The 20,067-nt window shown below is 43.1% G+C and carries 22 protein-coding genes; 21 read left to right on the plus strand and 1 reads right to left on the minus strand.

From position 1 onward, the window contains the following. Nucleotides 1-14 precede the first annotated feature (14 nt). The 10 genes from def to spoVM all read left to right on the plus strand — a co-directional run bounded on the left by def (nucleotide 15) and on the right by spoVM (nucleotide 9,015). Nucleotides 15-497, plus strand: a complete 483-nt coding sequence (def, locus tag MHH26_RS05385; RefSeq protein WP_034662448.1) for a peptide deformylase — start codon at nucleotides 15-17, stop codon at nucleotides 495-497. A 5-nt stretch (nucleotides 498-502) separates the two neighbouring features. Continuing rightward, complete coding sequence (fmt, locus tag MHH26_RS05390; protein ID WP_060596221.1) at nucleotides 503-1,456, plus strand: methionyl-tRNA formyltransferase; 954 nt, start codon at nucleotides 503-505, stop codon at nucleotides 1,454-1,456. Beyond that, nucleotides 1,443-2,786: a 16S rRNA (cytosine(967)-C(5))-methyltransferase RsmB gene (gene rsmB / locus MHH26_RS05395; RefSeq protein WP_340972686.1), complete on the plus strand. Its 1,344-nt coding sequence runs from the start codon at nucleotides 1,443-1,445 to the stop codon at nucleotides 2,784-2,786. The genes fmt and rsmB overlap by 14 nt, the downstream gene beginning before the upstream one ends. Before the next feature lie 3 nt (nucleotides 2,787-2,789). Then, on the plus strand, nucleotides 2,790-3,872 hold the full coding sequence (gene rlmN / locus MHH26_RS05400) for a 23S rRNA (adenine(2503)-C(2))-methyltransferase RlmN (protein WP_034662441.1): 1,083 nt from the start codon (nucleotides 2,790-2,792) through the stop codon (nucleotides 3,870-3,872). A gap of 3 nt (nucleotides 3,873-3,875) precedes the next feature. Further along, nucleotides 3,876-4,646, plus strand: a complete 771-nt coding sequence (locus MHH26_RS05405) for a Stp1/IreP family PP2C-type Ser/Thr phosphatase (protein ID WP_187704493.1) — start codon at nucleotides 3,876-3,878, stop codon at nucleotides 4,644-4,646. Continuing rightward, a complete protein-coding gene (gene pknB, locus MHH26_RS05410; RefSeq protein ID WP_307499602.1) occupies nucleotides 4,640-6,595 on the plus strand; it encodes a Stk1 family PASTA domain-containing Ser/Thr kinase in 1,956 nt (651 codons plus the stop codon). Before MHH26_RS05405 ends, pknB begins: the two co-directional genes overlap by 7 nt. A 12-nt stretch (nucleotides 6,596-6,607) precedes the next feature. Next, entirely contained in the window at nucleotides 6,608-7,504 is an 897-nt protein-coding gene (gene rsgA / locus MHH26_RS05415) for a ribosome small subunit-dependent GTPase A (RefSeq protein WP_034662434.1), read from the plus strand. A 3-nt stretch (nucleotides 7,505-7,507) separates the two neighbouring features. Next, nucleotides 7,508-8,158, plus strand: a complete 651-nt coding sequence (gene rpe / locus MHH26_RS05420) for a ribulose-phosphate 3-epimerase (RefSeq protein WP_307499604.1) — start codon at nucleotides 7,508-7,510, stop codon at nucleotides 8,156-8,158. A gap of 60 nt (nucleotides 8,159-8,218) precedes the next feature. Continuing rightward, the gene (locus MHH26_RS05425) at nucleotides 8,219-8,863 is read left to right on the plus strand and encodes a thiamine diphosphokinase (RefSeq protein ID WP_106030832.1); all 645 of its coding nucleotides are present in this window, start codon (nucleotides 8,219-8,221) and stop codon (nucleotides 8,861-8,863) included. A gap of 71 nt (nucleotides 8,864-8,934) precedes the next feature. After that, nucleotides 8,935-9,015: a stage V sporulation protein SpoVM gene (gene spoVM, locus MHH26_RS05430; RefSeq protein ID WP_008354550.1), complete on the plus strand. Its 81-nt coding sequence runs from the start codon at nucleotides 8,935-8,937 to the stop codon at nucleotides 9,013-9,015. Between the two features lie 69 nt (nucleotides 9,016-9,084). On the opposite strand, the gene rpmB is transcribed toward spoVM, so the two are convergent. After that, complete coding sequence (rpmB, locus tag MHH26_RS05435) at nucleotides 9,085-9,273, minus strand: 50S ribosomal protein L28 (RefSeq protein ID WP_003212514.1); 189 nt, start codon at nucleotides 9,271-9,273, stop codon at nucleotides 9,085-9,087. A gap of 271 nt (nucleotides 9,274-9,544) precedes the next feature. On the opposite strand from rpmB, the gene MHH26_RS05440 reads away from it, so the two are divergent. The 11 genes from MHH26_RS05440 (at nucleotide 9,545) to rnc (ending at nucleotide 19,996) form a co-directional block, all read left to right on the plus strand. After that, on the plus strand, nucleotides 9,545-9,907 hold the full coding sequence (locus MHH26_RS05440; RefSeq protein ID WP_003211680.1) for an Asp23/Gls24 family envelope stress response protein: 363 nt from the start codon (nucleotides 9,545-9,547) through the stop codon (nucleotides 9,905-9,907). 15 nt (nucleotides 9,908-9,922) lie between these two features. Next, entirely contained in the window at nucleotides 9,923-11,596 is a 1,674-nt protein-coding gene (locus tag MHH26_RS05445; RefSeq protein WP_034662426.1) for a DAK2 domain-containing protein, read from the plus strand. Between the two features lie 149 nt (nucleotides 11,597-11,745). After that, nucleotides 11,746-12,408 carry an L-serine ammonia-lyase, iron-sulfur-dependent subunit beta gene (gene sdaAB / locus MHH26_RS05450; RefSeq protein WP_034662425.1) on the plus strand — a complete coding sequence of 221 codons (663 nt, stop codon included), beginning with the start codon at nucleotides 11,746-11,748 and terminating at the stop codon, nucleotides 12,406-12,408. A gap of 20 nt (nucleotides 12,409-12,428) precedes the next feature. Beyond that, complete coding sequence (gene sdaAA / locus MHH26_RS05455; protein WP_034663849.1) at nucleotides 12,429-13,331, plus strand: L-serine ammonia-lyase, iron-sulfur-dependent, subunit alpha; 903 nt, start codon at nucleotides 12,429-12,431, stop codon at nucleotides 13,329-13,331. Beyond that, the gene (gene recG / locus MHH26_RS05460; RefSeq protein WP_340972693.1) at nucleotides 13,309-15,357 is read left to right on the plus strand and encodes an ATP-dependent DNA helicase RecG; all 2,049 of its coding nucleotides are present in this window, start codon (nucleotides 13,309-13,311) and stop codon (nucleotides 15,355-15,357) included. The genes sdaAA and recG overlap by 23 nt, the downstream gene beginning before the upstream one ends. Before the next feature lie 112 nt (nucleotides 15,358-15,469). Next, nucleotides 15,470-16,036, plus strand: coding sequence for a transcription factor FapR (gene fapR / locus MHH26_RS05465; protein ID WP_024424199.1), 567 nt, complete (start codon nucleotides 15,470-15,472; stop codon nucleotides 16,034-16,036). Between the two features lie 15 nt (nucleotides 16,037-16,051). Next, nucleotides 16,052-17,050, plus strand: coding sequence for a phosphate acyltransferase PlsX (plsX, locus tag MHH26_RS05470; protein ID WP_307499606.1), 999 nt, complete (start codon nucleotides 16,052-16,054; stop codon nucleotides 17,048-17,050). Between the two features lie 15 nt (nucleotides 17,051-17,065). Continuing rightward, nucleotides 17,066-18,010, plus strand: a complete 945-nt coding sequence (fabD, locus tag MHH26_RS05475; protein ID WP_307499607.1) for an ACP S-malonyltransferase — start codon at nucleotides 17,066-17,068, stop codon at nucleotides 18,008-18,010. Then, nucleotides 18,010-18,753, plus strand: coding sequence for a 3-oxoacyl-[acyl-carrier-protein] reductase (fabG, locus tag MHH26_RS05480; RefSeq protein ID WP_060596235.1), 744 nt, complete (start codon nucleotides 18,010-18,012; stop codon nucleotides 18,751-18,753). The genes fabD and fabG overlap by 1 nt, the downstream gene beginning before the upstream one ends. Nucleotides 18,754-18,834: 81 nt before the next feature. After that, on the plus strand, nucleotides 18,835-19,068 hold the full coding sequence (gene acpP, locus MHH26_RS05485) for an acyl carrier protein (RefSeq protein ID WP_003212028.1): 234 nt from the start codon (nucleotides 18,835-18,837) through the stop codon (nucleotides 19,066-19,068). Between the two features lie 184 nt (nucleotides 19,069-19,252). Continuing rightward, on the plus strand, nucleotides 19,253-19,996 hold the full coding sequence (rnc, locus tag MHH26_RS05490) for a ribonuclease III (RefSeq protein ID WP_034662415.1): 744 nt from the start codon (nucleotides 19,253-19,255) through the stop codon (nucleotides 19,994-19,996). Nucleotides 19,997-20,067: the final 71 nt, after the last annotated feature.

Below are 20,067 nucleotides of genomic sequence, written 5' to 3' on the forward strand. Positions count from 1 at the left end.
ACGGAGGGCTTTAAGTGGCAGTAAAACCAATAGTCATACATCCGGCAGAAGTACTTGAACAAAAGGCAGAGCCTGTTGATACGTTCGATAAAAAGCTCAAAAAACTGCTTGATGATATGTATGATACAATGCTTGAGCTAGATGGAGTCGGGCTAGCAGCACCACAAATCGGCATTTCACAAAGAATGGCTGTTGTCGATATCGGAGAAGAACCTGGCAGAATTGATTTAGTGAATCCCGAGGTTCTTGAAGTGAAAGGAAGTCAAACAGATATTGAAGGCTGCCTGAGCTTTCCATCTTTATACGGCACAGTAGAAAGACCGAGCTATGTGAAGGTAAAAGCCTTTGATAAGAAAGGCAAACCATTTACAATAGAAGCAGAAGGATTTTTAGCAAGAGCCTTATTGCACGAAATTGATCATTTAGACGGCATATTATTCACGTCGAAAATCATTCAAACCTATACAGAAAAAGAACTTGCGGAAATGGAAGGGTGAAGAAAATGGCACGTATTGTATTTATGGGAACCCCTGATTTCTCAGTACCTGTGCTGCAAACACTCATAACAGAAGGATACGAAGTTGTCGGGGTCGTCACGCAGCCAGATCGCCCAAAAGGCAGAAAACGAGTACTCACACCGCCTCCTGTGAAAGTAGAAGCCTTAAAGCACGGCATTCCTGTACTGCAGCCTGAAAAGGTGCGTCTTGATGAAGAAATTGATAAAGTGCTTTCATTAAAGCCCGATTTAATTGTAACGGCGGCATTTGGACAAATTCTACCAAAACGATTACTGGATGAACCTCAGTTTGGCTGTATCAATGTTCATGCCTCACTGCTGCCAGAACTAAGAGGCGGCGCGCCGATCCATTATGCGATCCTTCAAGGTAAAAAGAAAACAGGCGTCACCATCATGTACATGGTGGAACGACTCGATGCAGGGGACATGATCAGTAAAGTAGAAGTAGAAATCGACGAATTAGACAATGTCGGTACATTACATGACAAATTAAGTGTAGCAGGCGCCGCATTGCTGAAAGATACTGTGCCAAATGTTCTGAGCGGATCTATTTCTCCAATTCCGCAAAATGAAGAAGCGGCAACCTACGCACCTAATATAAAGCGAGAGCAAGAAAGGTTAGACTGGACAAAGACCGGAGAAGAGCTTTACAACCAAGTTCGCGGCTTAAATCCATGGCCAGTTGCCTATACTGAATGGAACGGGGCTCATCTAAAAGTATGGGAAGCGAAAAAAGTTCCACTTCAAGTGCAAGAAGAACCTGGGAAAGTGATTGAGCTTCAAAAAGAAGGTCCGGTCATTGGAACTGGGAATAAGCAAGGCCTTTTATTAACAGGTGTGCAGCCAGCTGGTAAGAAAAAAATGAGCGGCGAAGACTTCTTAAGAGGCGCAAATATCGAAATTGGACAGAAATTAGGGTTAATGAATGAAGAAAAGTAATGTGAGAGAAGTAGCGCTGGACGCTTTAATCAAACTTGAACAAAACCAAGCTTACAGTAATTTGCTTTTGCAGTCAGTCATGAAAGACAAAGACTTGGCAGATCAGGACAAACCGCTCTTAACAGAGCTTGTGTACGGTACACTGCAAAATAAGCTGGCATTAGATTATATGCTGGCACCATTTGTGAAAAAACCGCAAAAGGTGGCTCCATGGGTCATGCAGCTTTTGCGGATGTCTCTTTATCAAATGGTCTACCTTGAAAAGATTCCAGACCGTGCAGCCATCCATGAAGCAGTTGAGCTAACGAAAAAGAGAGGGCACAAGGGCATTTCTTCACTTGTGAACGGCGTTCTTCGTTCCGTGCAAAGAGAAGGTGTTCCGGCTTTTGATGACATCAAAGATCCGGTCAAGCGGCTTTCAATTGAGACAAGCCACCCATTATGGCTCGTGCAGGAATGGGTTCAGTCGTACGGATTTGAAGCGGCAGAAAGCATGTGCCGCATTCATTTAGTACCGCCAAAGCAAACCCTCCGTGTCAATCGAATGAAAACCGGCCGCGCGGCATTGCAGCAAGAACTGCTGGATGCCGGAATCGAAACGGAGCTCGGCGACTTATCTGAAGATGCACTCAAGCTGATGAAAGGGTCCATCGTTTCAACCCCTTCTTTTCAAGAAGGCTATGTGACCATTCAAGATGAAAGCTCAATGCTTGTCGCAAGAGCACTAGACCCTCAGCCGGGAGAAACAGTGCTTGACGCCTGTGCGGCTCCAGGCGGAAAATCAACACATATCGCAGAGCGTATGAACGACGAAGGACAAATTGTTTCACTTGATTTACATGAACACAAAGTGAAACTCATCAAACAAGCAGCAAAACGCCTGAACCTTACTCAGATTGAGGCAAAAGCGCTTGATGCAAGGAAAGCGAAAGACTATTACAGCGAAGCTTCATTTGACCGTATTCTGATTGATGCGCCGTGTTCTGGTTTTGGCGTCATCAGACGAAAACCAGATATGAAATATACTAAGTCTCCAGAAGACTCAGCAAGGCTTGCTGCTATTCAGCAGGCAATTTTAAAAGAAGCAGCTCCGCTTTTAAAGCCTGGCGGAACCCTTGTATATAGTACATGTACAATGGACCCAACAGAAAATCAACAAGTGATTCATGCGTTTTTACAAGAACACCAAGACTTCGAACCCGATCTATCTCTTAATGAACGGCTGCCTGAGCAGGTTGCTCCGTTTTTTCAAAACGGAAGTGTACAAATTCTTCCTCATTATTTCGGAACAGATGGTTTCTTTATTTGCAGCATGAGAAAGAAGGGATAAAAAATGACAGAACAAAAAGTAAGAAAAGAACTGAAAACAGATATGCCGTCGATTTATTCATTTGAGCTTCACGAAATGAAAGAATGGTTAAAAGAACAAGACGAAAAGCCTTTCCGCGCAGCTCAAATTTTTGAGTGGCTTTATGAGAAACGTGTGACATCCTTTGATGAAATGTCTAACCTCTCCAAAGATTTAAGAGAAAAATTAAAAGATCAATTTACAATCACAACTTTAAAAACCGTGATCAAACAAACGTCTCAGGACGGAACGATCAAGTTTTTATTTGAACTGCATGATGGCTATACAATTGAAACAGTGCTTATGCGTCACGAATATGGAAACTCTGTCTGTGTCACAACTCAGGTTGGCTGTAGAATTGGCTGTACATTCTGTGCATCTACACTTGGCGGTTTAAAACGAAACCTTGAAGCGGGAGAAATCGTTGCACAAGTATTAAAAGTGCAGCAGGCACTTGACGAAACAGATGAGAGAGTCAGCTCTGTTGTCATCATGGGAATTGGCGAACCGTTTGATAACTTTGAAGAAATGCTTGCCTTCCTTAAAATCATCAACCATGACAACGGCTTAAATATTGGTGCACGTCATATTACAGTTTCGACAAGCGGAATCATTCCAAAGATCTATCAATTCGCTGATGAGCAAATGCAAATCAACTTTGCTGTATCTCTGCACGCACCGAACACAGAGATAAGAAGCCGCCTGATGCCGATCAATAAGGCATATAAGCTGCCAAAATTAATGGAAGCCATTGAATACTACATTCAAAAGACGGGTAGACGTGTCAGCTTTGAATACGGCCTGTTTGGCGGAGTAAATGATCAAGTTCACCATGCGGAAGAACTTGCAGACCTATTAAAAGGAATCAAGTGCCACGTAAACCTCATTCCGGTGAACTATGTACCAGAGAGAGATTATGTGAGAACACCTAGAGAACAAATCTTCCTATTTGAAAAAACGCTGAAAGAACGCGGCGTAAACGTAACGATTAGACGAGAGCAAGGCCATGACATTGATGCTGCTTGCGGTCAGCTAAGAGCGAAGGAGCGTCAGGAAGAGACGAGGTGACGAATGTTGATAAGGGCAGCCTTTCTTACCGATACAGGAAAAGTCCGTCAGCATAATGAAGATGATGCAGGTATTTTTGAAGCAAAAGAAGACTCACTTCTCGCTGTTGTAGCAGACGGCATGGGAGGTCATCTTGCTGGTGATGTCGCCAGCAAGATGGCAGTCTCTTCTTTGAAAGAATACTGGGAAAAAACATCTTCAATTCCAGAAAAGCCAGCCGATCAAGAAAGCTGGTTAATCTCAAAAATCAGTGACATTAATGACCAAGTATATGAACATGCGAAAAACAATGAGGAGTGCCAAGGAATGGGGACGACCATTGTGTGTGCGCTCGTTCATTTGCAAACGGTCACAATTGCGCATATTGGAGACAGCCGCTGCTACCTGCTAAGAGAAGGAGCGCTGACCCAATTAACGGATGATCATTCACTTGTGAATGAACTTGTGAAAACAGGTGAAATTTCAAAAGCGGATGCAGAATATCATCCAAGAAAAAATGTGCTCACGAAAGCATTAGGAACAGATAAACGTGTTCAAATTGATGCACGCACCTTTGAAGTGGACCCAGGAGATCAAATCCTGCTTTGCTCAGATGGTCTATCGAATAAAGTAGAAGAAGAGAATTTGATTCATATTTTAACGCAAACGAACGCACCAGATGAAAAAGTAACAGAGTTAATTCAAACAGCGAATGACAACGGCGGTGAAGATAACATTACAGCAGTACTGTTAGAAATCTCCTCCCAGCCAGAGGAGGGTGACAGCAAGTGTTGATCGGAAAAAGGATCAGCGGCCGTTATCAGATTCTTCGCGTCATAGGCGGAGGCGGAATGGCAAACGTCTATTTGGCGGAGGATATGATTTTAGATCGCGAAGTAGCGATTAAAATTTTGCGGTTTGACTTTGCGAGCGATGATGATTTTATTAGACGATTCCGGCGGGAAGCGCAATCAGCTGCAAGCTTAGATCATTCGAATATTGTCAGCATCTACGATGTAGGGGAAGAAGATGACATTTATTATATTGTCATGGAATATGTCGAGGGGATGACGCTGAAAGAATACATACACGCCAATGGCCCGCTTCATCCGAAAGAAGCTGTTCGCATCATGGAGCAAGTCGTTGCGGCGATGGAAGAAGCCCATGCGAAACAGCTCGTCCACCGTGACATTAAGCCTCACAATATATTAATAGACAATATGGGGAATATCAAAGTCACTGATTTTGGGATTGCCATGGCACTCAGCTCAGCGACCATTACCCATACAAATTCTGTCCTAGGCTCCGTGCACTATTTGTCTCCAGAACAAGCACGCGGAGGTCTTGCAACGAAAAAGTCAGACATCTATTCGCTTGGGATTGTGCTTTATGAACTCATCTCAGGACGCATGCCATTTGAAGGGGAATCGGCTGTCAGTGTCGCACTGAAGCATTTGCAATCAGAGCCTCCATCTGTGAGGAGATGGAATCCTTCTGTTCCACAAAGCGTGGAAAACATCATTTTAAAGGCGATGGCCAAAGATCCATTTTATCGATATGAAGATGCATCTGAAATGCAAAAAGACTTAAAAACCGCTTTCGATCCAGCCAGATTAAAAGAAAAACGCTTTGTCATTGAAGAAGACCATGAAGCAACGAAAGCGATCCCAATCATTCAAGATCATCTAATCGATCAAGACAATGAAAAAACAGCTGTCCACCCGGCTCAAAAACCGAAGAAAAAAGAGAAACAAAAGCCGAAAAAGAAACGAAAAAAATGGCCATGGATTGTGGCATCCATCTTATTTATTTTGACCGCTGCGACGATTTTAGCCATCACTGTGTTTCCAGGGCTGCTTTTTCCAAAAGATGTGGAGGTCACGGATGTATCTGGCATGACGGTTGAAAAAGCAGAAGATACCTTGAAGAAAGCTGGGTTTACCGTCGCTTCGGAGTCAATAGAGATCGCTGATGAGAAAATTGAAAAAGGTCTCGTCGTCAAAACAGACCCTAAAATCGGCACAAAGGTAAAAGAAGGGACAGAGATTCAGCTTTACGAAAGTACTGGCAAGGAAAAGACCGAATTACCTGATGTAACAGGCGAAAAGGTCGATCAAGCAAAAGAAATATTAGAGAAAAAAGGGTTTAAACAGGTCGTTGTGGAGGAAGTGAATGATAATGACACCGAATCTGGGATTGTCATGGAACAGAGTCCTTCAGCGAATACTGAGCTTGTAGCAGCAGATGAAGAGGTCACGTTGACTGTCAGCATAGGTCCTGCCGATATTACATTACGTGATTTAACGACGTATAGTAAGCAAGCGGCATCGAATTATTTAGAGGATAACGGATTAAAGCTTGATGAAAAAGAAGCGCATTCTGACGAAGTGCCAAAAGGCGAGGTCATGAAGCAGGAACCAGGAGCAGGAACGGCTGTTAAACCAGGTGACACGGTCAAGATTACATTCTCTCTTGGACCGAAGGAAAAACCAGCCAAAACGGTAACTGAAAAGATTGCCATTCCTTATGAACCAGAAGCGGAAGGACAGGAAATGAATGTCCAAATTTCCATTGATGATGCGGAGCATAGCATCTCTGATTCATACGAAAGCTTTAAAATCACTGCGCCGACTGAACGGACCATTAAATTTAAGATTGAACCAGGTCAAAAAGGATATTATCAAGTGACGGTTGATGATAAAGTCGTCAGCTCGAAAACGATCGAATACCCTGATGATGAATAAAGGAGGGACTTTATGCCTGAGGGCAAAATTATAAAAGCATTAAGCGGATTCTACTATGTGCTGGATGAATCGCAAGAGAGTGGAAAAGTGGTTCAGTGCAGAGCGAGAGGCATCTTTCGAAAAAACAAAATTACACCTCTTGTTGGCGATTACGTCGTGTATCAAGCAGACAACGATAAAGAAGGCTACTTATTAGAAGTAAAAGAACGGACAAACGAACTTGTTCGTCCGCCTATTAGTAATGTTGATCAAGCGGTACTTGTTTTCTCAGCAGCAGAACCAACTTTTAGTACATCACTTTTAGACAGATTTTTAGTGCTTGTTGAAGCCAATCATATTGAGCCGATTATCTGCATCACTAAAATGGACTTATTGAAAACAGACGAAGAGCGTGAAACGATCATGGCATATGCAGACGACTATCGGCAAATTGGCTATGAGGTTCATTTAACCTCTACGATTGAAGGAGATGGCATTGAGAAGCTGACTCCGCACTTTCACAATAAAATTACGGTATTTGCCGGTCAGTCTGGTGTAGGCAAGTCCTCTCTTTTAAATGCGATGAGTCCTGAATTGGCGCTGAAAACAGATGATATCTCATCCCATCTCGGACGAGGAAAGCATACGACAAGACATGTCGAACTCATTCGAACAGCAGACGGGCTCATTGCAGATACTCCGGGCTTTAGCTCGCTCGAATTTACTGGCATCGAAGCAGAAGATCTAGGTCTATACTTTTTAGATATTAGAGACCGAAGTGCAGATTGTAAATTTCGAGGCTGCCTGCACGTGAAAGAGCCTGGGTGTGCGATAAAAGATGCGGTCGAGCATGATCAAATCAAAGAGTATCGTTATCAGCATTATTTAGAGTTTTTAACTGAAATCAAAGACAGAAAGCCGAGGTACTAAATCATGGTTTATATTGCCCCTTCCATTTTATCAGCAGATTTTGCCAATTTGGAGAAAGATATCCGTGATGTGGAACAAGGCGGTGCAGATTATATTCATATCGATGTCATGGACGGTCATTTTGTTCCGAATATGACATTTGGGCCAAATGTCGTCGAAGCGATCAGACCGCATACGCGTCTTCCGCTTGATGTTCACTTAATGATTGAGCAGCCAGATCGGTATATTCCTGCATTCGCAAAAGCAGGCGCTGATATTATCTCTGTTCATGTGGAAGCCTGTCCGCACTTACACCGAACAATACAACATATGAAAGAACAAGGTGTAAAAGCAGGGGTCGTCTTGAATCCGCACACACCCGTTTCTCACATTGAGCATGTATTAGAAGATGTGGACCTTGTATTATTCATGACAGTGAACCCTGGTTTCGGGGGGCAGGCATTTATTCCATCTGTCCTCACGAAGGTAAAAGAAGTAAAAGCAATGAGTGAACAAAAGGGCTTAACCGATTTACTGATAGAAATAGACGGCGGTGTCAATGTAGAGACTGCAAAGGATTGCAAAGAAGCAGGCGCTAATTTACTTGTAGCGGGCTCTGCGGTATACGGTAAAGACAACCGCGCAGCAGCTATCCAGGCAATTCGAGAAGCGTAAAGAAAGGAACCAAAGTCATTGTGATCTTTGGTTCTTTTTATATAGACAGGAGCGTATATCATGCACATACATATCGTAGCCGGCGGTCCTTTTGAATACATTCCGCCACTTGAACATGAAGCATCACAGAAGGATATTCTCTGGATTGGCGTAGACCGTGGAACCCTCTTCTTACTAGAGCAAGGCATCATCCCTGCCAAAGCCTTTGGTGATTTTGACAGTGTGACAGAAGAAGAGCTTCGGGAGCTGAAAGAAAAATTGCCTGCCCTGAATGTATTTCAAGCTGAAAAGGATGAAACCGATTTAGAGCTTGCACTGAACTGGGCACTGAGTCAGCATCCAGCACATATTTACATCTACGGTATTACGGGAGGAAGGGCTGATCATTTTCTAGGAAATATCCATCTTCTTTACAAAGGGATTCAGCACAAGCAGAATATCACCCTTGTAGACAAACAAAATATCATTCAAATGTTTGAACCTGGTACATACGAAATAAAAGAAGATCAGGATAAACAATATGTGTCGTTTCTACCCTTTGGAACACCCGTTGAAAAGCTGACATTAAAAGGTTTCAAATATCCTCTGAAAAATTGTCATATTGAGCCTGGTTCCACACTATGTATTAGTAACGAACTCATCCACTCAAATGGTACTTTTTCTTTTCATGAAGGCATATTAATAATGGTAAGAAGCAAAGATTGACCAACCTATCAATGTGGATGGCTGATTAAGCTCAATTGTGCTGCAAGCGGTACTTTTAGGAGGGGGACAAAATGAAATTTTATACAATCAAACTGCCTAGATTTCTTGGCGGCATTGTCCGTGCGATGCTTGGTTCATTTAAGAAAGATTAATGAGTAATCTCCTTTATTTCCACATAAAAACGCCTGCTACAATGAATTGTAGCAGGCGTTTACTCTTGCTTATACACGCTCAACTTTACCAGATTTCAAAGCTCGAGCTGATACATATACTCTTTTAGGCTTACCGTCCACTAGAATACGAACTTTTTGAAGGTTCGCGCCCCATGTACGTTTTGTAGAGTTCATTGCGTGAGAACGGTTGTTCCCAGCTTTTGTTTTTCTGCCTGTAATAACGCATTTACGTGCCATTTGTTTCCCTCCTAACTGCGAAAACATCATCATATTCTTCATATACGTACTTAGAGATTCCTCAAGATACTTTAATAATTTACCACAGCTTCAAGGGGTTTGCAAGGATTGTTTACTCCTCTTTCAAGAAAAATACCTTGACATCTTGATAAAAAATCAAGGCTATAGTATAAGTAGGATTGGGTCGGATTGAATGATTTCTTTTAAAAAGAAGGGTCTTATAGTAAAATAGTGATAACTCAGGGCAATTTCTCAAAAAGGGGGAACCAATGTGTCCATTGAACTTAGAACGAAATACGGACAAATTGATATATCAAATGAAGTCATTGCAATGGTGGCAGGAGGCGCTGCGATCGATTGCTATGGTATTGTTGGGATGGCGTCCAAAAATCAAATCAAGGACGGCTTGACGGATATTCTCCGCAAAGAGAACTTCAGCCGGGGTGTTCTTGTGCGTCAAAAAGAAGACCGCATTCATATTGATATGTACATCATCGTCAGCTACGGTACAAAAATATCAGAAGTCGCACATAATGTTCAAACGAAAGTCAAATATACGATTTCTCACACAGTTGGACTTTCTGTTGATTCGGTCAACATTTATGTACAAGGAGTAAGAGTTACGAACCCGTAGTAAGGAGGAAATATATTGTCTATTAGAAATCTTGATGGCCGCTCATTTGCAAAAATGATTCTTGCAGGTGCTCACCATCTTTCTCAAAACGCACAAATTGTTGATGCGTTAAATGTTTTTCCAGTGCCAGACGGAGACACGGGGACAAATATGAATTTGTCGATGACTTCAGGGGCAAAAGCAGTTGAAGAAACAAATACCGATCATATTGGGAAGGTCGGCGTGGCCCTGTCAAAAGGGCTGTTGATGGGCGCAAGAGGAAACTCAGGCGTGATCCTTTCACAGCTCTTTAGAGGTTTCAGTAAACATATTGAACAAAAAGAAACGATTGATGCAAAAGAATTTGCCCTTGCCTTACAGGCAGGTGTTGATACAGCATATAAAGCCGTGATGAAACCGATTGAAGGGACCATCTTAACGGTTGCAAAGGATGCAGCAAAGAAAGCGGTTGCTGTTTCAGCAGCAGAAAATGACATTGACCGCGTTCTTGAGTTAACGATTGAGGAAGCGAGAGCATCACTTGATCGAACGCCGGATCTGCTTCCTGTTTTAAAAGAAGTGGGCGTTGTCGATAGTGGGGGTAAAGGACTTCTATGCGTATATGAAGGTTTCCTTGCTTCATTAAGAGGAGAGGACCTCCATCTGAAAGCGGCCTCTTTGCCAACGTTAAAAGAACTTGTCAGTGCAGAGCATCATAAAAGTGCACAAAGCCATATGAACACTGAAGATATCGAATTTGGTTATTGTACTGAATTTATGGTGAAATTTGAAGAAGACAAACAGTCCTTTGATGAGAATGCCTTCAGAGAAGACTTAAGCGAATTCGGAGATTCACTTCTTGTGGTGTCTGATGAAACGCTGGCGAAAGTTCATATTCATGCAGAGCAGCCTGGAGATGTCTTATCCTATGCACAGCGCTACGGCAGCCTGATCAATATGAAAATTGAAAATATGAGAGAGCAGCATAGCTCGATTGTGAACGAAGAAAGAGAACACGCGCCCGCTGCACCAAAGGCACCTGCTGCTGAAAAACAGCGCTTTGGAGTAGTCAGTGTCGCAATGGGAGAAGGAATTGCTGACTTGTTTAAAAGTATCGGAGCTTCCGTCGTCATTGAAGGCGGACAGACGATGAACCCGAGCACAGAAGACATTGTCACAGCAATTGAAAGCGTACATGCCGAAACCGTCTTTATCTTACCTAATAATTCTAATATTGTCATGGCAGCGAAACAGGCGGCAACTGTCTCAAGTCGTGAGGTCGTTGTCATTCCGACGAAGACCGTTCCCCAAGGAATGTCGGCACTTCTTTCTCTAAATGAAGCAGCTTCAAATGAAGACAACGAAGCAGCAATGCTAGAAGCGATTGACCACGTGAAAAGCGGCCAAATTACCTTTGCAGTGAGAGATACCCAAATTGATGGAATCGACATTGCCAAAGGCGATTATATGGGTCTCTTTAACGGGAAAATTACCTTAACCGCGAAAAATCAATTAGATGCAGCAAAAGAGCTTTTGACCAAAATGGTGACAGAAGATGATGAGATTGTCACGATCATTAAAGGGGAAGATGCATCATCTGAAGAGATGGATGCGTTAGAAGCCTTTATTGAAGAAACATTTGAAGATGTAGAAGTTGAAGTCCACGATGGAAAACAGCCGCTTTATTCATATATTTTGGCTGTTGAATAACGAAAGAAGGGCAAATAAAGCCCTTCTTCTTCTTTTGCAATTTTTTACTAGTGATTCAACGGTGAAATGAGTTGCGGGAAACGAATGAATCCATTAGTCTAAAGAAAGAACCAAACCAATATGTGAGTGGTTATGAGAGGGGAAGACCTATGAAATTTAGAAGTGTGTTTGATATTATTGGACCCGTCATGATTGGTCCATCAAGTTCGCACACAGCGGGTGCGGCTCGTATAGGAAGAGTGGCTCGCAGCTTATTTGGAAGAGAACCGAAACAAATTGTCGTTTCATTTTATGGCTCTTTTAAAGATACGTATAAAGGACACGGTACAGATGTCGCCATTATCGGCGGTGTTCTTGACTTTGATACATTTGATGAACGCATCAAAACAGCGATTGATATTGCAAAAAGCAAAGAGATCGACATTGAATTTAAAGAAGAAGATGCGGTGCCAGCGCATCCGAATACAGCAAAAGTAGAGATATCAGATGCAAATGGAAAGCTTGAATTAATCGGGATTTCCATCGGCGGTGGTAAAATTGAAATCACTGAACTGAATGGCTTTGAGCTCAGGCTTTCAGGAAATCATCCTGCCATTCTTGTGGTTCATAACGATCGCTACGGCACGATTGCAGCAGTGGCCAATGTGTTAGCGAAATTCGCCATCAACATCGGTCATATGGAAGTGGCACGTAAAGATGTTGGGCAAGAGGCTTTGATGACCATCGAAGTGGATCAAAATATTGACCCAGCTGTCCTATCAGAGCTTGAAACGCTGCCAAACATTATTCAAGTCACACAAATTGCAGAGTAACAACAAGGAGGTTATGAATGATGTTTAAAAACGTCAAAGAACTCGTGCAGCTAACAGAAGAACGGAATACCTCCATTTCAGAAATAATGATCGCGCAAGAAATGGAAGTGACAGGGAAGTCACGTGAAGATATTTTCTCCCAGATGTACCGCAACCTAGAAGTGATGGAACAGGCCGTAGAAAACGGGCTGAAAGGTGTGAAATCATTATCAGGTTTAACAGGCGGAGATGCGGTCAAGCTTCAAGCATATATCGCATCAGGCAAAACGCTGTCTGGACATACAATATTAGATGCTGTCAGTAAGGCAGTGGCAACGAATGAAGTCAATGCCGCAATGGGGACGATTTGTGCAACGCCTACAGCAGGCTCAGCAGGTGTTGTGCCGGGTACGTTATTTGCAGTAAAAGAAACATTAAAGCCAACTAAGGAACAAATGGTCAGATTCCTATTCACCTCTGGCGCATTTGGCTTTGTTGTGGCCAATAATGCGAGCATCTCTGGTGCAGCAGGCGGCTGTCAGGCAGAGGTAGGTTCAGCATCAGGTATGGCGGCAGCAGCCATTGTCGAAATGGCAGGCGGTACACCTCAGCAATCTGCTGAAGCGATGGCGATTACACTGAAAAATATGCTTGGACTTGTTTGTGACCCAGTAGCTGGACTTGTCGAGGTACCGTGCGTAAAACGAAACGCAATGGGTGCATCAAATGCGATGATCGCAGCAGATATGGCACTTGCCGGCATCACAAGCCGTATTCCATGTGATGAAGTCATTGATGCGATGTATAAAATCGGTCAAACCATGCCAACGGCACTTCGTGAAACAGCACAAGGCGGACTTGCTGCAACACCGACAGCAAGAGAGCTTGAAAAGAAGATTTTCGGAGGTGTGACCTCATCTCGTGATACAGAAACTGCAAGATAACGTCTCTGTCCTCAAAGGGATTGGAGAAGAAACCGAAAAAACACTCAATGAACTTGGAATCTATACAGTAGCCGATTTGCTTGGCTACTTTCCTTATCGATATGACGACTATGAGCTTCGTAATTTAGAAGAAGTTAAGCATGATGAACGTGTCACAGTTGAAGGGAAAGTGCACAGTGAGCCCGTCCTCACCTATTATGGAAAAAAACGAAGCAGGCTGACATTCAGGCTGCTTGTCGGGCGTTTTCTCATCACAGCGATTTGCTTCAATCGCCCTTATTTAAAACGAAGCCTTGTTTTAGGTGATACAGTATCCGTCACTGGGAAATGGGATAAAAACCGTCAATCCATCATGGTGCAGGAATTTAAAAAAGGGACGCACGAGCAAGATGGCAGTATAGAGCCTGTTTATTCAGTAAAAGAAAATGTAACCGTGAAGATGATGAGACGCTTTGTGAAACAGGCCCTGTCACTTTATGTAGACAAAGCCGAAGATCCACTGCCAAAGCAGCTTGCCTTTGCCTATAAACTCATGTCCTATCAGGAAGCGTTAAAAACCATTCACCTGCCAGAAACAAGAGACTTGCTCAAGCAAGCAAGACGCCGCTTTGTGTACGAGGAATTTCTCATCTTTCAATTGAAGATGCAGGCAATCAGAAAGAAAGAGCGAGAAAAAACATCAGGCATCCAGCATCCGTTTTCCAAAGAGGCTGTTTTTGAGTTTGTTCACAGCCTGCCATTTCCGCTGACGAAGGCACAATCAAGAGTGCTTGATGAAATTATGTCTGATATGGCATCCCCGTACCGGATGAACCGTCTGCTCCAAGGAGATGTTGGCTCAGGGAAAACAGCTGTTGCAGCCATTGCACTTTATGCCGCTCATTTATCCGGCTATCAAGGTGCATTGATGGTCCCAACAGAGATTTTGGCAGAACAGCATGCAGATTCACTTTACCAGCTGTTTGAAAAATGGGGACTGAATATCGCCCTTCTGACAAGCTCTGTGAAAGGAAAGCGCCGCAGAGAATTGCTGGAACGTTTAAAAGAGGGCGAGATTGATATATTAGTCGGTACGCATGCGCTCATTCAAGACGAAGTCGAATTTCAGCAGCTCGGTCTTGTTATCACAGATGAGCAGCACCGGTTTGGCGTAGAACAGCGAAAAAAACTAAGAAGTAAAGGGCAGGATCCAGATGTCTTGTTTATGACTGCCACACCTATTCCGCGAACACTTGCGATCACTGTTTTTGGAGAAATGGACGTATCCGTCATTGATGAATTACCAGCCGGCAGAAAACAGATCGAAACGTATTGGGTCAAGCATGACATGCTTGAGAGGATTCTTGCATTTGTGGATAAAGAGCTGAGAAAAGGAAGACAGGCGTATATTATTTGTCCGCTCATAGAAGAATCAGACAAGCTGGATGTGCAAAATGCGATAGATGTCCACAGCATGCTGACAGAGGCATACCGCGGTAAGTGGTCGATCGGCTTAATGCACGGGAAACTGGCGAGTGATGAAAAAGATCAGGTGATGAGAGACTTTACAGCAAATGAAGTACAAATTCTCGTTTCAACCACAGTCGTTGAAGTCGGTGTCAACGTGCCGAATGCGACTATCATGGTCATTTACGATGCAGACCGCTTCGGACTGTCTCAGCTTCATCAGCTCAGAGGCCGGGTTGGACGCGGAGAGCATCAATCATTTTGTGTTTTAATGGCGGATCCAAAATCAGAAACGGGGAAAGAGCGGATGCGGATCATGTCCGAAACAACCGACGGTTTTGAGCTGTCAGAAAAGGACTTAGAACTAAGAGGACCCGGCGATTTCTTCGGTAAAAAACAAAGCGGAATGCCTGAATTTAAAGTAGCAGATATGGTTCATGACTACAGAGCGCTGGAAACCGCTAGAAAAGATGCGGCAGAACTTGTGCAATCAGACGCATTTTGGACAGATCCCGAATACAAAGAACTTCGGCAAACGCTGGTAGACAGCGGGGTGCTGAGCGGAGATAAATTAAGCTGATCAAGCGCTGGAGGAATTTTCTTGTCTTTTTGAAACAAGGATTGATTTATCATCTATGAGATTATATACTACTATTAGTACCTAGTCATAAATGTACGGATGGTGTCTGCATATGAAACTAAATAAAAAAGAACGTCAAAAGCTTCTCCAGCAAACGATCAGCTCGACTCCGTTCATTACTGATGAAGAATTGGCAAGTAAATTCGGTGTAAGCATTCAAACGGTTCGTCTTGATCGTTTGGAACTGTCGATTCCTGAATTACGCGAAAGAATTAAGCATGTGGCCGAAAAGACATTAGAGGATGAAGTGAAGTCACTTCCGCTGGATGAAGTGATTGGAGAAATGATTGATGTAGAGCTTGATGACCAAGCCATTTCCATTTTAGAAGTGAGAAAAGAGCATGTATTTAGCCGAAATCAAATTGCCAGGGGACATCATCTCTTCGCCCAGGCAAATTCGCTGGCAGTAGCCGTCATTGACGATGAACTGGCTTTAACAGCAAAAGCGAATATTAGATTTACAAGGCAGGTTAAACAAGGCGAACGAGTCGTCTCGAAAGCTAAAGTAGCCTCACATGATAAAGAAAAAGGCAGAACTGTAGTTGAAGTAAACAGCTATGTCGGTGAGGAAGTTGTCTTCTCAGGTGACTTCGTCATGTATCGCTCAAAACAAAAGTAAAAGGTGGCACGTAATATGAGAATTGCAGTCGATGCAATGGGGGGAGACCATGCCCCTAAAGCCATTATTGACGGTGTGAAAAAAAGCTTAACGGCATTTTCAGATATCGAGATTACACTTGTCGGCGATGAAAACAAAATCAAACCATACATAACAAATAACGAGCGCATCACGATTTTAGATGCAAAAGAAGTCATTGAACCGACAGATGAACCAGTGCGTGCAGTTAGACGTAAAAAGGATTCATCTATGGTGAAAATGGCGCAGGAAGTATCCGAGGGACGTGCAGATGCCTGCATCTCAGCAGGAAATACTGGAGCTCTCATGACAGCAGGACTGTTTATTGTAGGAAGAATTGATGGCATAGACAGACCGGCACTTGCTCCAACACTGCCAACACTTGATGGCAGCGGGTTTTTATTACTGGATGTCGGCGCAAACGTTGATGCGAAACCAGAACACCTAATGCAATATGCCATGATGGGATCAATCTACGCAGAGCGTGTCTTTCCAAAGAGCAATCCGCGCGTTGGATTGTTAAATGTAGGAACAGAAGATAAAAAAGGCAACGATCTCACGAAAAAAACCTTTGAGTTATTAAAAGCATCAGACTTGAATTTCGTAGGGAATGTGGAGTCTCGTGATTTACTAGAAGGTGTTGCTGATGTTGTTGTCACAGATGGTTTCACAGGAAATATCGCCTTGAAAACGATTGAAGGCACAGCCCTTTCTGTATTTAAAATGCTGAAAGAAACATTAACATCCAGCTTCACAGCAAAAATAGCAGCTGGGATGATGAAGCCGAAATTGATGCAGATGAAGTCTAAAATGGATTACTCCGAATATGGCGGTGCCGCTTTATTTGGTTTAAAGGCACCTGTCATTAAAGCACACGGCTCCTCTGATGAAAACGCCATTTTTCATGCAATTCGTCAGGCGCGTGATATCGTAGAAAAAGACGTTTCAGCCATCATTCATCAAGAAGTCCAAAAAGAAACCACGAACGAGTCTTAATGGAGGTAAAGCAGCATGACTAAAATTGCATTTTTATTCCCTGGCCAAGGCTCTCAAAAAATTGGCATGGGAAAAGATTTATTTGACCAAGAAGCAGTATCTAAAGCTGTATTTGAAGAAGCAGACAAGACCCTCGGTTTTGACTTATCTTCGATGATTTTTGAAGGAGATGCAGAAGAACTGACGCTCACTTATAACGCGCAGCCAGCTCTTTTAACGACAAGTATCGCCATCTTAAAGAAATTTGAAGAGAGCGGAATCAAAGCAGATTACGCAGCAGGACATAGCCTTGGTGAATATACGGCCCTCGTTGCAGCAGGCGCACTTTCGTTTCAAGATGCTGTCTATGCAGTAAGAAAGCGCGGCGAATTAATGAACGAAGCTGTTCCAGCAGGAGAAGGCGCCATGGCAGCGATTCTTGGCTTAGATCAAACGGCGCTTCTAGAAGTGACAAAAGAAGTGACAGAGAGCGGTCACCTTGTAGAACTCGCTAACCTAAACTGTCCTGGTCAAATCGTCATCTCTGGTACAGCAAAAGGTGTAGAACTAGCTTCAGAGAAAGCGAAAGAAAAAGGCGCAAAACGTGCGATTGCCCTTGAAGTGAGCGGACCTTTCCATTCTGCCTTAATGAAACCAGCCGCTGAAAAATTCACAGATGTTCTGTCAAAGCTAGACATTTCGGATGCCAAAACACCAGTGATCTCAAATGTAACAGCAGACATCGTCACATCTCGTGATGCTATTGAGACAAAGCTCATTGAACAATTGTATTCTCCTGTTCGATTTGAAGAAAGTGTGGAACGCCTCATTGATTTAGGCGTGACAACGTTTATTGAAATTGGTCCGGGCAAAGTACTTTCAGGCCTTGTGAAAAAGGTCAATCGCCGCCTGACAACCATTTCTGTTTCAGATCAGGAAACAATTGAAGCAGCTATTCAAACATTGAAGGAGGATTCTTGATGCTGACAAATAAAACAGCCGTTGTAACAGGTGCATCACGCGGGATTGGCCGTTCCATCGCGATCGATTTAGCGAAGAATGGTGCAAATGTTGTCGTCAACTATTCTGGAAACGAAGCAAAAGCAAATGAAGTCGTAGACGAAATCAAAGCACTTGGCCAGCAGGCATTTGCCGTTAAAGCTGATGTTTCAAATGCTGAAGAAGTACAAGCGCTCATGAAACAAGCAATTGACACATTTGGTTCAATTGACATCCTTGTCAATAATGCAGGGATCACAAAGGACAACCTGCTCATGAGAATGAAAGAAAATGAATGGGATGACGTCATTAACATAAACTTAAAAGGGGTCTTTAACTGTACAAAAGCCGTGACACGTCAAATGATGAAACAGCGCAGCGGAAGAATCATCAACTTGGCTTCAGTAGTTGGCGTATGTGGAAACCCTGGACAAGCAAACTACGTTGCAGCAAAAGCTGGTGTCATCGGATTAACGAAAACAACAGCAAAAGAGCTGGCAACCCGTCATATTACAGTCAATGCAGTAGCACCAGGCTTTATTTCGACAGATATGACAGACAAGCTTGATGAGAATGTACAGTCTGAAATGCTCAAACAAATCCCGCTTGCACGCTTTGGTGCACCTGAAGATATTAGCAACGTCGTTGTCTTTTTAGCTTCAGAAGGAGCAGGTTATATTACAGGCCAAACCATCCAAGTAGATGGCGGAATGGTTATGTCCTAAGAAATATCAAAATTTCATTAGGTTTTCTCTAGTTTTTTAAAAACGAATCAACTATAATACTTTGAGGGGAGGTGAAAGGCAATGGCAGACGTATTAGAGCGTGTATCAAAAATTATTGTAGACCGCCTTGGCGTTGATGAGGCTGACGTGAAAATGGAAGCTTCATTTAAAGAAGATTTAGGCGCTGATTCCCTTGATGTAGTTGAGCTAGTTATGGAACTTGAAGATGAGTTCGATATGGAAATTTCTGACGAAGATGCTGAAAAAATTGCAACAGTCGGTGACGCTGTGAACTACATAAATAGCCAGCAATAAGCGTAACAAAGTCCCGTCTATTTTCATGACGGGACTTTGAAAATTTATGTTAGTTTCAACACATTCAGCTGATCAATTGTCAGCCTTTTTCAGATGCTAAGGAGCAATGTTTCCTTGCATGTAGAAAGAGAGACTCCATATAATCAGTATCCTTAAAGGCGATTAAGCCTACCTGGAGGTTGCTATGCCAAAACACTATAAAGACAAACAGAAACAGAGCAAAAAGCTAGAGCAATTTAGGGAATTCCAGCAGCGCATTTCTGTACACTTTCAAAATGAAAAGCTTCTATATCAAGCCTTTACGCATTCCTCTTATGTGAATGAACACCGGAAAAAGCCATACGAGGATAATGAAAGACTTGAATTTCTAGGAGATGCTGTTTTAGAATTGACGATCTCTCAATTCTTATTTGCGAAATATCCCGCGATGAGCGAGGGAGATTTAACGAAACTAAGAGCGGCAATCGTATGTGAACCGTCACTTGTGTCTCTGGCACATGAGCTGTCCTTCGGTGACCTTGTTCTTTTAGGAAAAGGCGAAGAAATGACAGGCGGGAGAAAACGACCAGCACTCTTAGCGGACGTATTCGAGGCGTTTATCGGCGCACTTTATTTAGATCAGGGGCTGGAGCCAGTGGAACGATTCCTAGAAGCCTATGTCTATCCGAAAATTAACGATGGAGCGTTCTCGCATGTCATGGACTTTAAAAGCCAGCTGCAAGAATTCGTTCAGCGCGATGGAAAAGGTGTACTGGAATACCACATCCTGCATGAAAAAGGACCAGCACATAACCGGGAATTTGAAGCAAATGTATCCCTGCGCGGAGAAGTGCTCGGAATTGGAAATGGCCGCTCTAAAAAAGAAGCAGAACAGCATGCTGCACAGGAAGCACTTGCTAAATTGCAGAAACATCATATGAACCAATAAAATCCCCCTCGTCATTCAGGGGGATTTCACTCTGTTTTCCATCATCTTTTTTCACTTCATATGGTAAGATG

This window comes from Bacillus sp. FSL K6-2839 (assembly GCF_038003365.1).
Classification (GTDB): domain Bacteria; phylum Bacillota; class Bacilli; order Bacillales; family Bacillaceae; genus Bacillus.

Bases quoted from the DNA above. Each gene is read 5' to 3' on its own strand.
- sdaAA (WP_034663849.1), top strand. From the start codon at position 12,429: ATGTTTAAAAACGTCAAAGAACTCGTGCAGCTAACAGAAGAACGGAAT.
- plsX (WP_307499606.1), top strand. From the start codon at position 16,052: ATGAGAATTGCAGTCGATGCAATGGGGGGAGACCATGCCCCTAAAGCC.
- spoVM (WP_008354550.1), top strand. From the start codon at position 8,935: ATGAAATTTTATACAATCAAACTGCCTAGATTTCTTGGCGGCATTGTC.
- acpP (WP_003212028.1), top strand. From the start codon at position 18,835: ATGGCAGACGTATTAGAGCGTGTATCAAAAATTATTGTAGACCGCCTT.
- fapR (WP_024424199.1), top strand. From the start codon at position 15,470: ATGAAACTAAATAAAAAAGAACGTCAAAAGCTTCTCCAGCAAACGATC.
- fabD (WP_307499607.1), top strand. From the start codon at position 17,066: ATGACTAAAATTGCATTTTTATTCCCTGGCCAAGGCTCTCAAAAAATT.
- rnc (WP_034662415.1), top strand. From the start codon at position 19,253: ATGCCAAAACACTATAAAGACAAACAGAAACAGAGCAAAAAGCTAGAG.
- rsmB (WP_340972686.1), top strand. From the start codon at position 1,443: ATGAAGAAAAGTAATGTGAGAGAAGTAGCGCTGGACGCTTTAATCAAA.
- MHH26_RS05405 (WP_187704493.1), top strand. From the start codon at position 3,876: ATGTTGATAAGGGCAGCCTTTCTTACCGATACAGGAAAAGTCCGTCAG.
- MHH26_RS05425 (WP_106030832.1), top strand. From the start codon at position 8,219: ATGCACATACATATCGTAGCCGGCGGTCCTTTTGAATACATTCCGCCA.
- sdaAB (WP_034662425.1), top strand. From the start codon at position 11,746: ATGAAATTTAGAAGTGTGTTTGATATTATTGGACCCGTCATGATTGGT.
- rpmB (WP_003212514.1), bottom strand. From the start codon at position 9,273: ATGGCACGTAAATGCGTTATTACAGGCAGAAAAACAAAAGCTGGGAAC.
- rsgA (WP_034662434.1), top strand. From the start codon at position 6,608: ATGCCTGAGGGCAAAATTATAAAAGCATTAAGCGGATTCTACTATGTG.
- rpe (WP_307499604.1), top strand. From the start codon at position 7,508: ATGGTTTATATTGCCCCTTCCATTTTATCAGCAGATTTTGCCAATTTG.
- rlmN (WP_034662441.1), top strand. From the start codon at position 2,790: ATGACAGAACAAAAAGTAAGAAAAGAACTGAAAACAGATATGCCGTCG.
- fmt (WP_060596221.1), top strand. From the start codon at position 503: ATGGCACGTATTGTATTTATGGGAACCCCTGATTTCTCAGTACCTGTG.
- fabG (WP_060596235.1), top strand. From the start codon at position 18,010: ATGCTGACAAATAAAACAGCCGTTGTAACAGGTGCATCACGCGGGATT.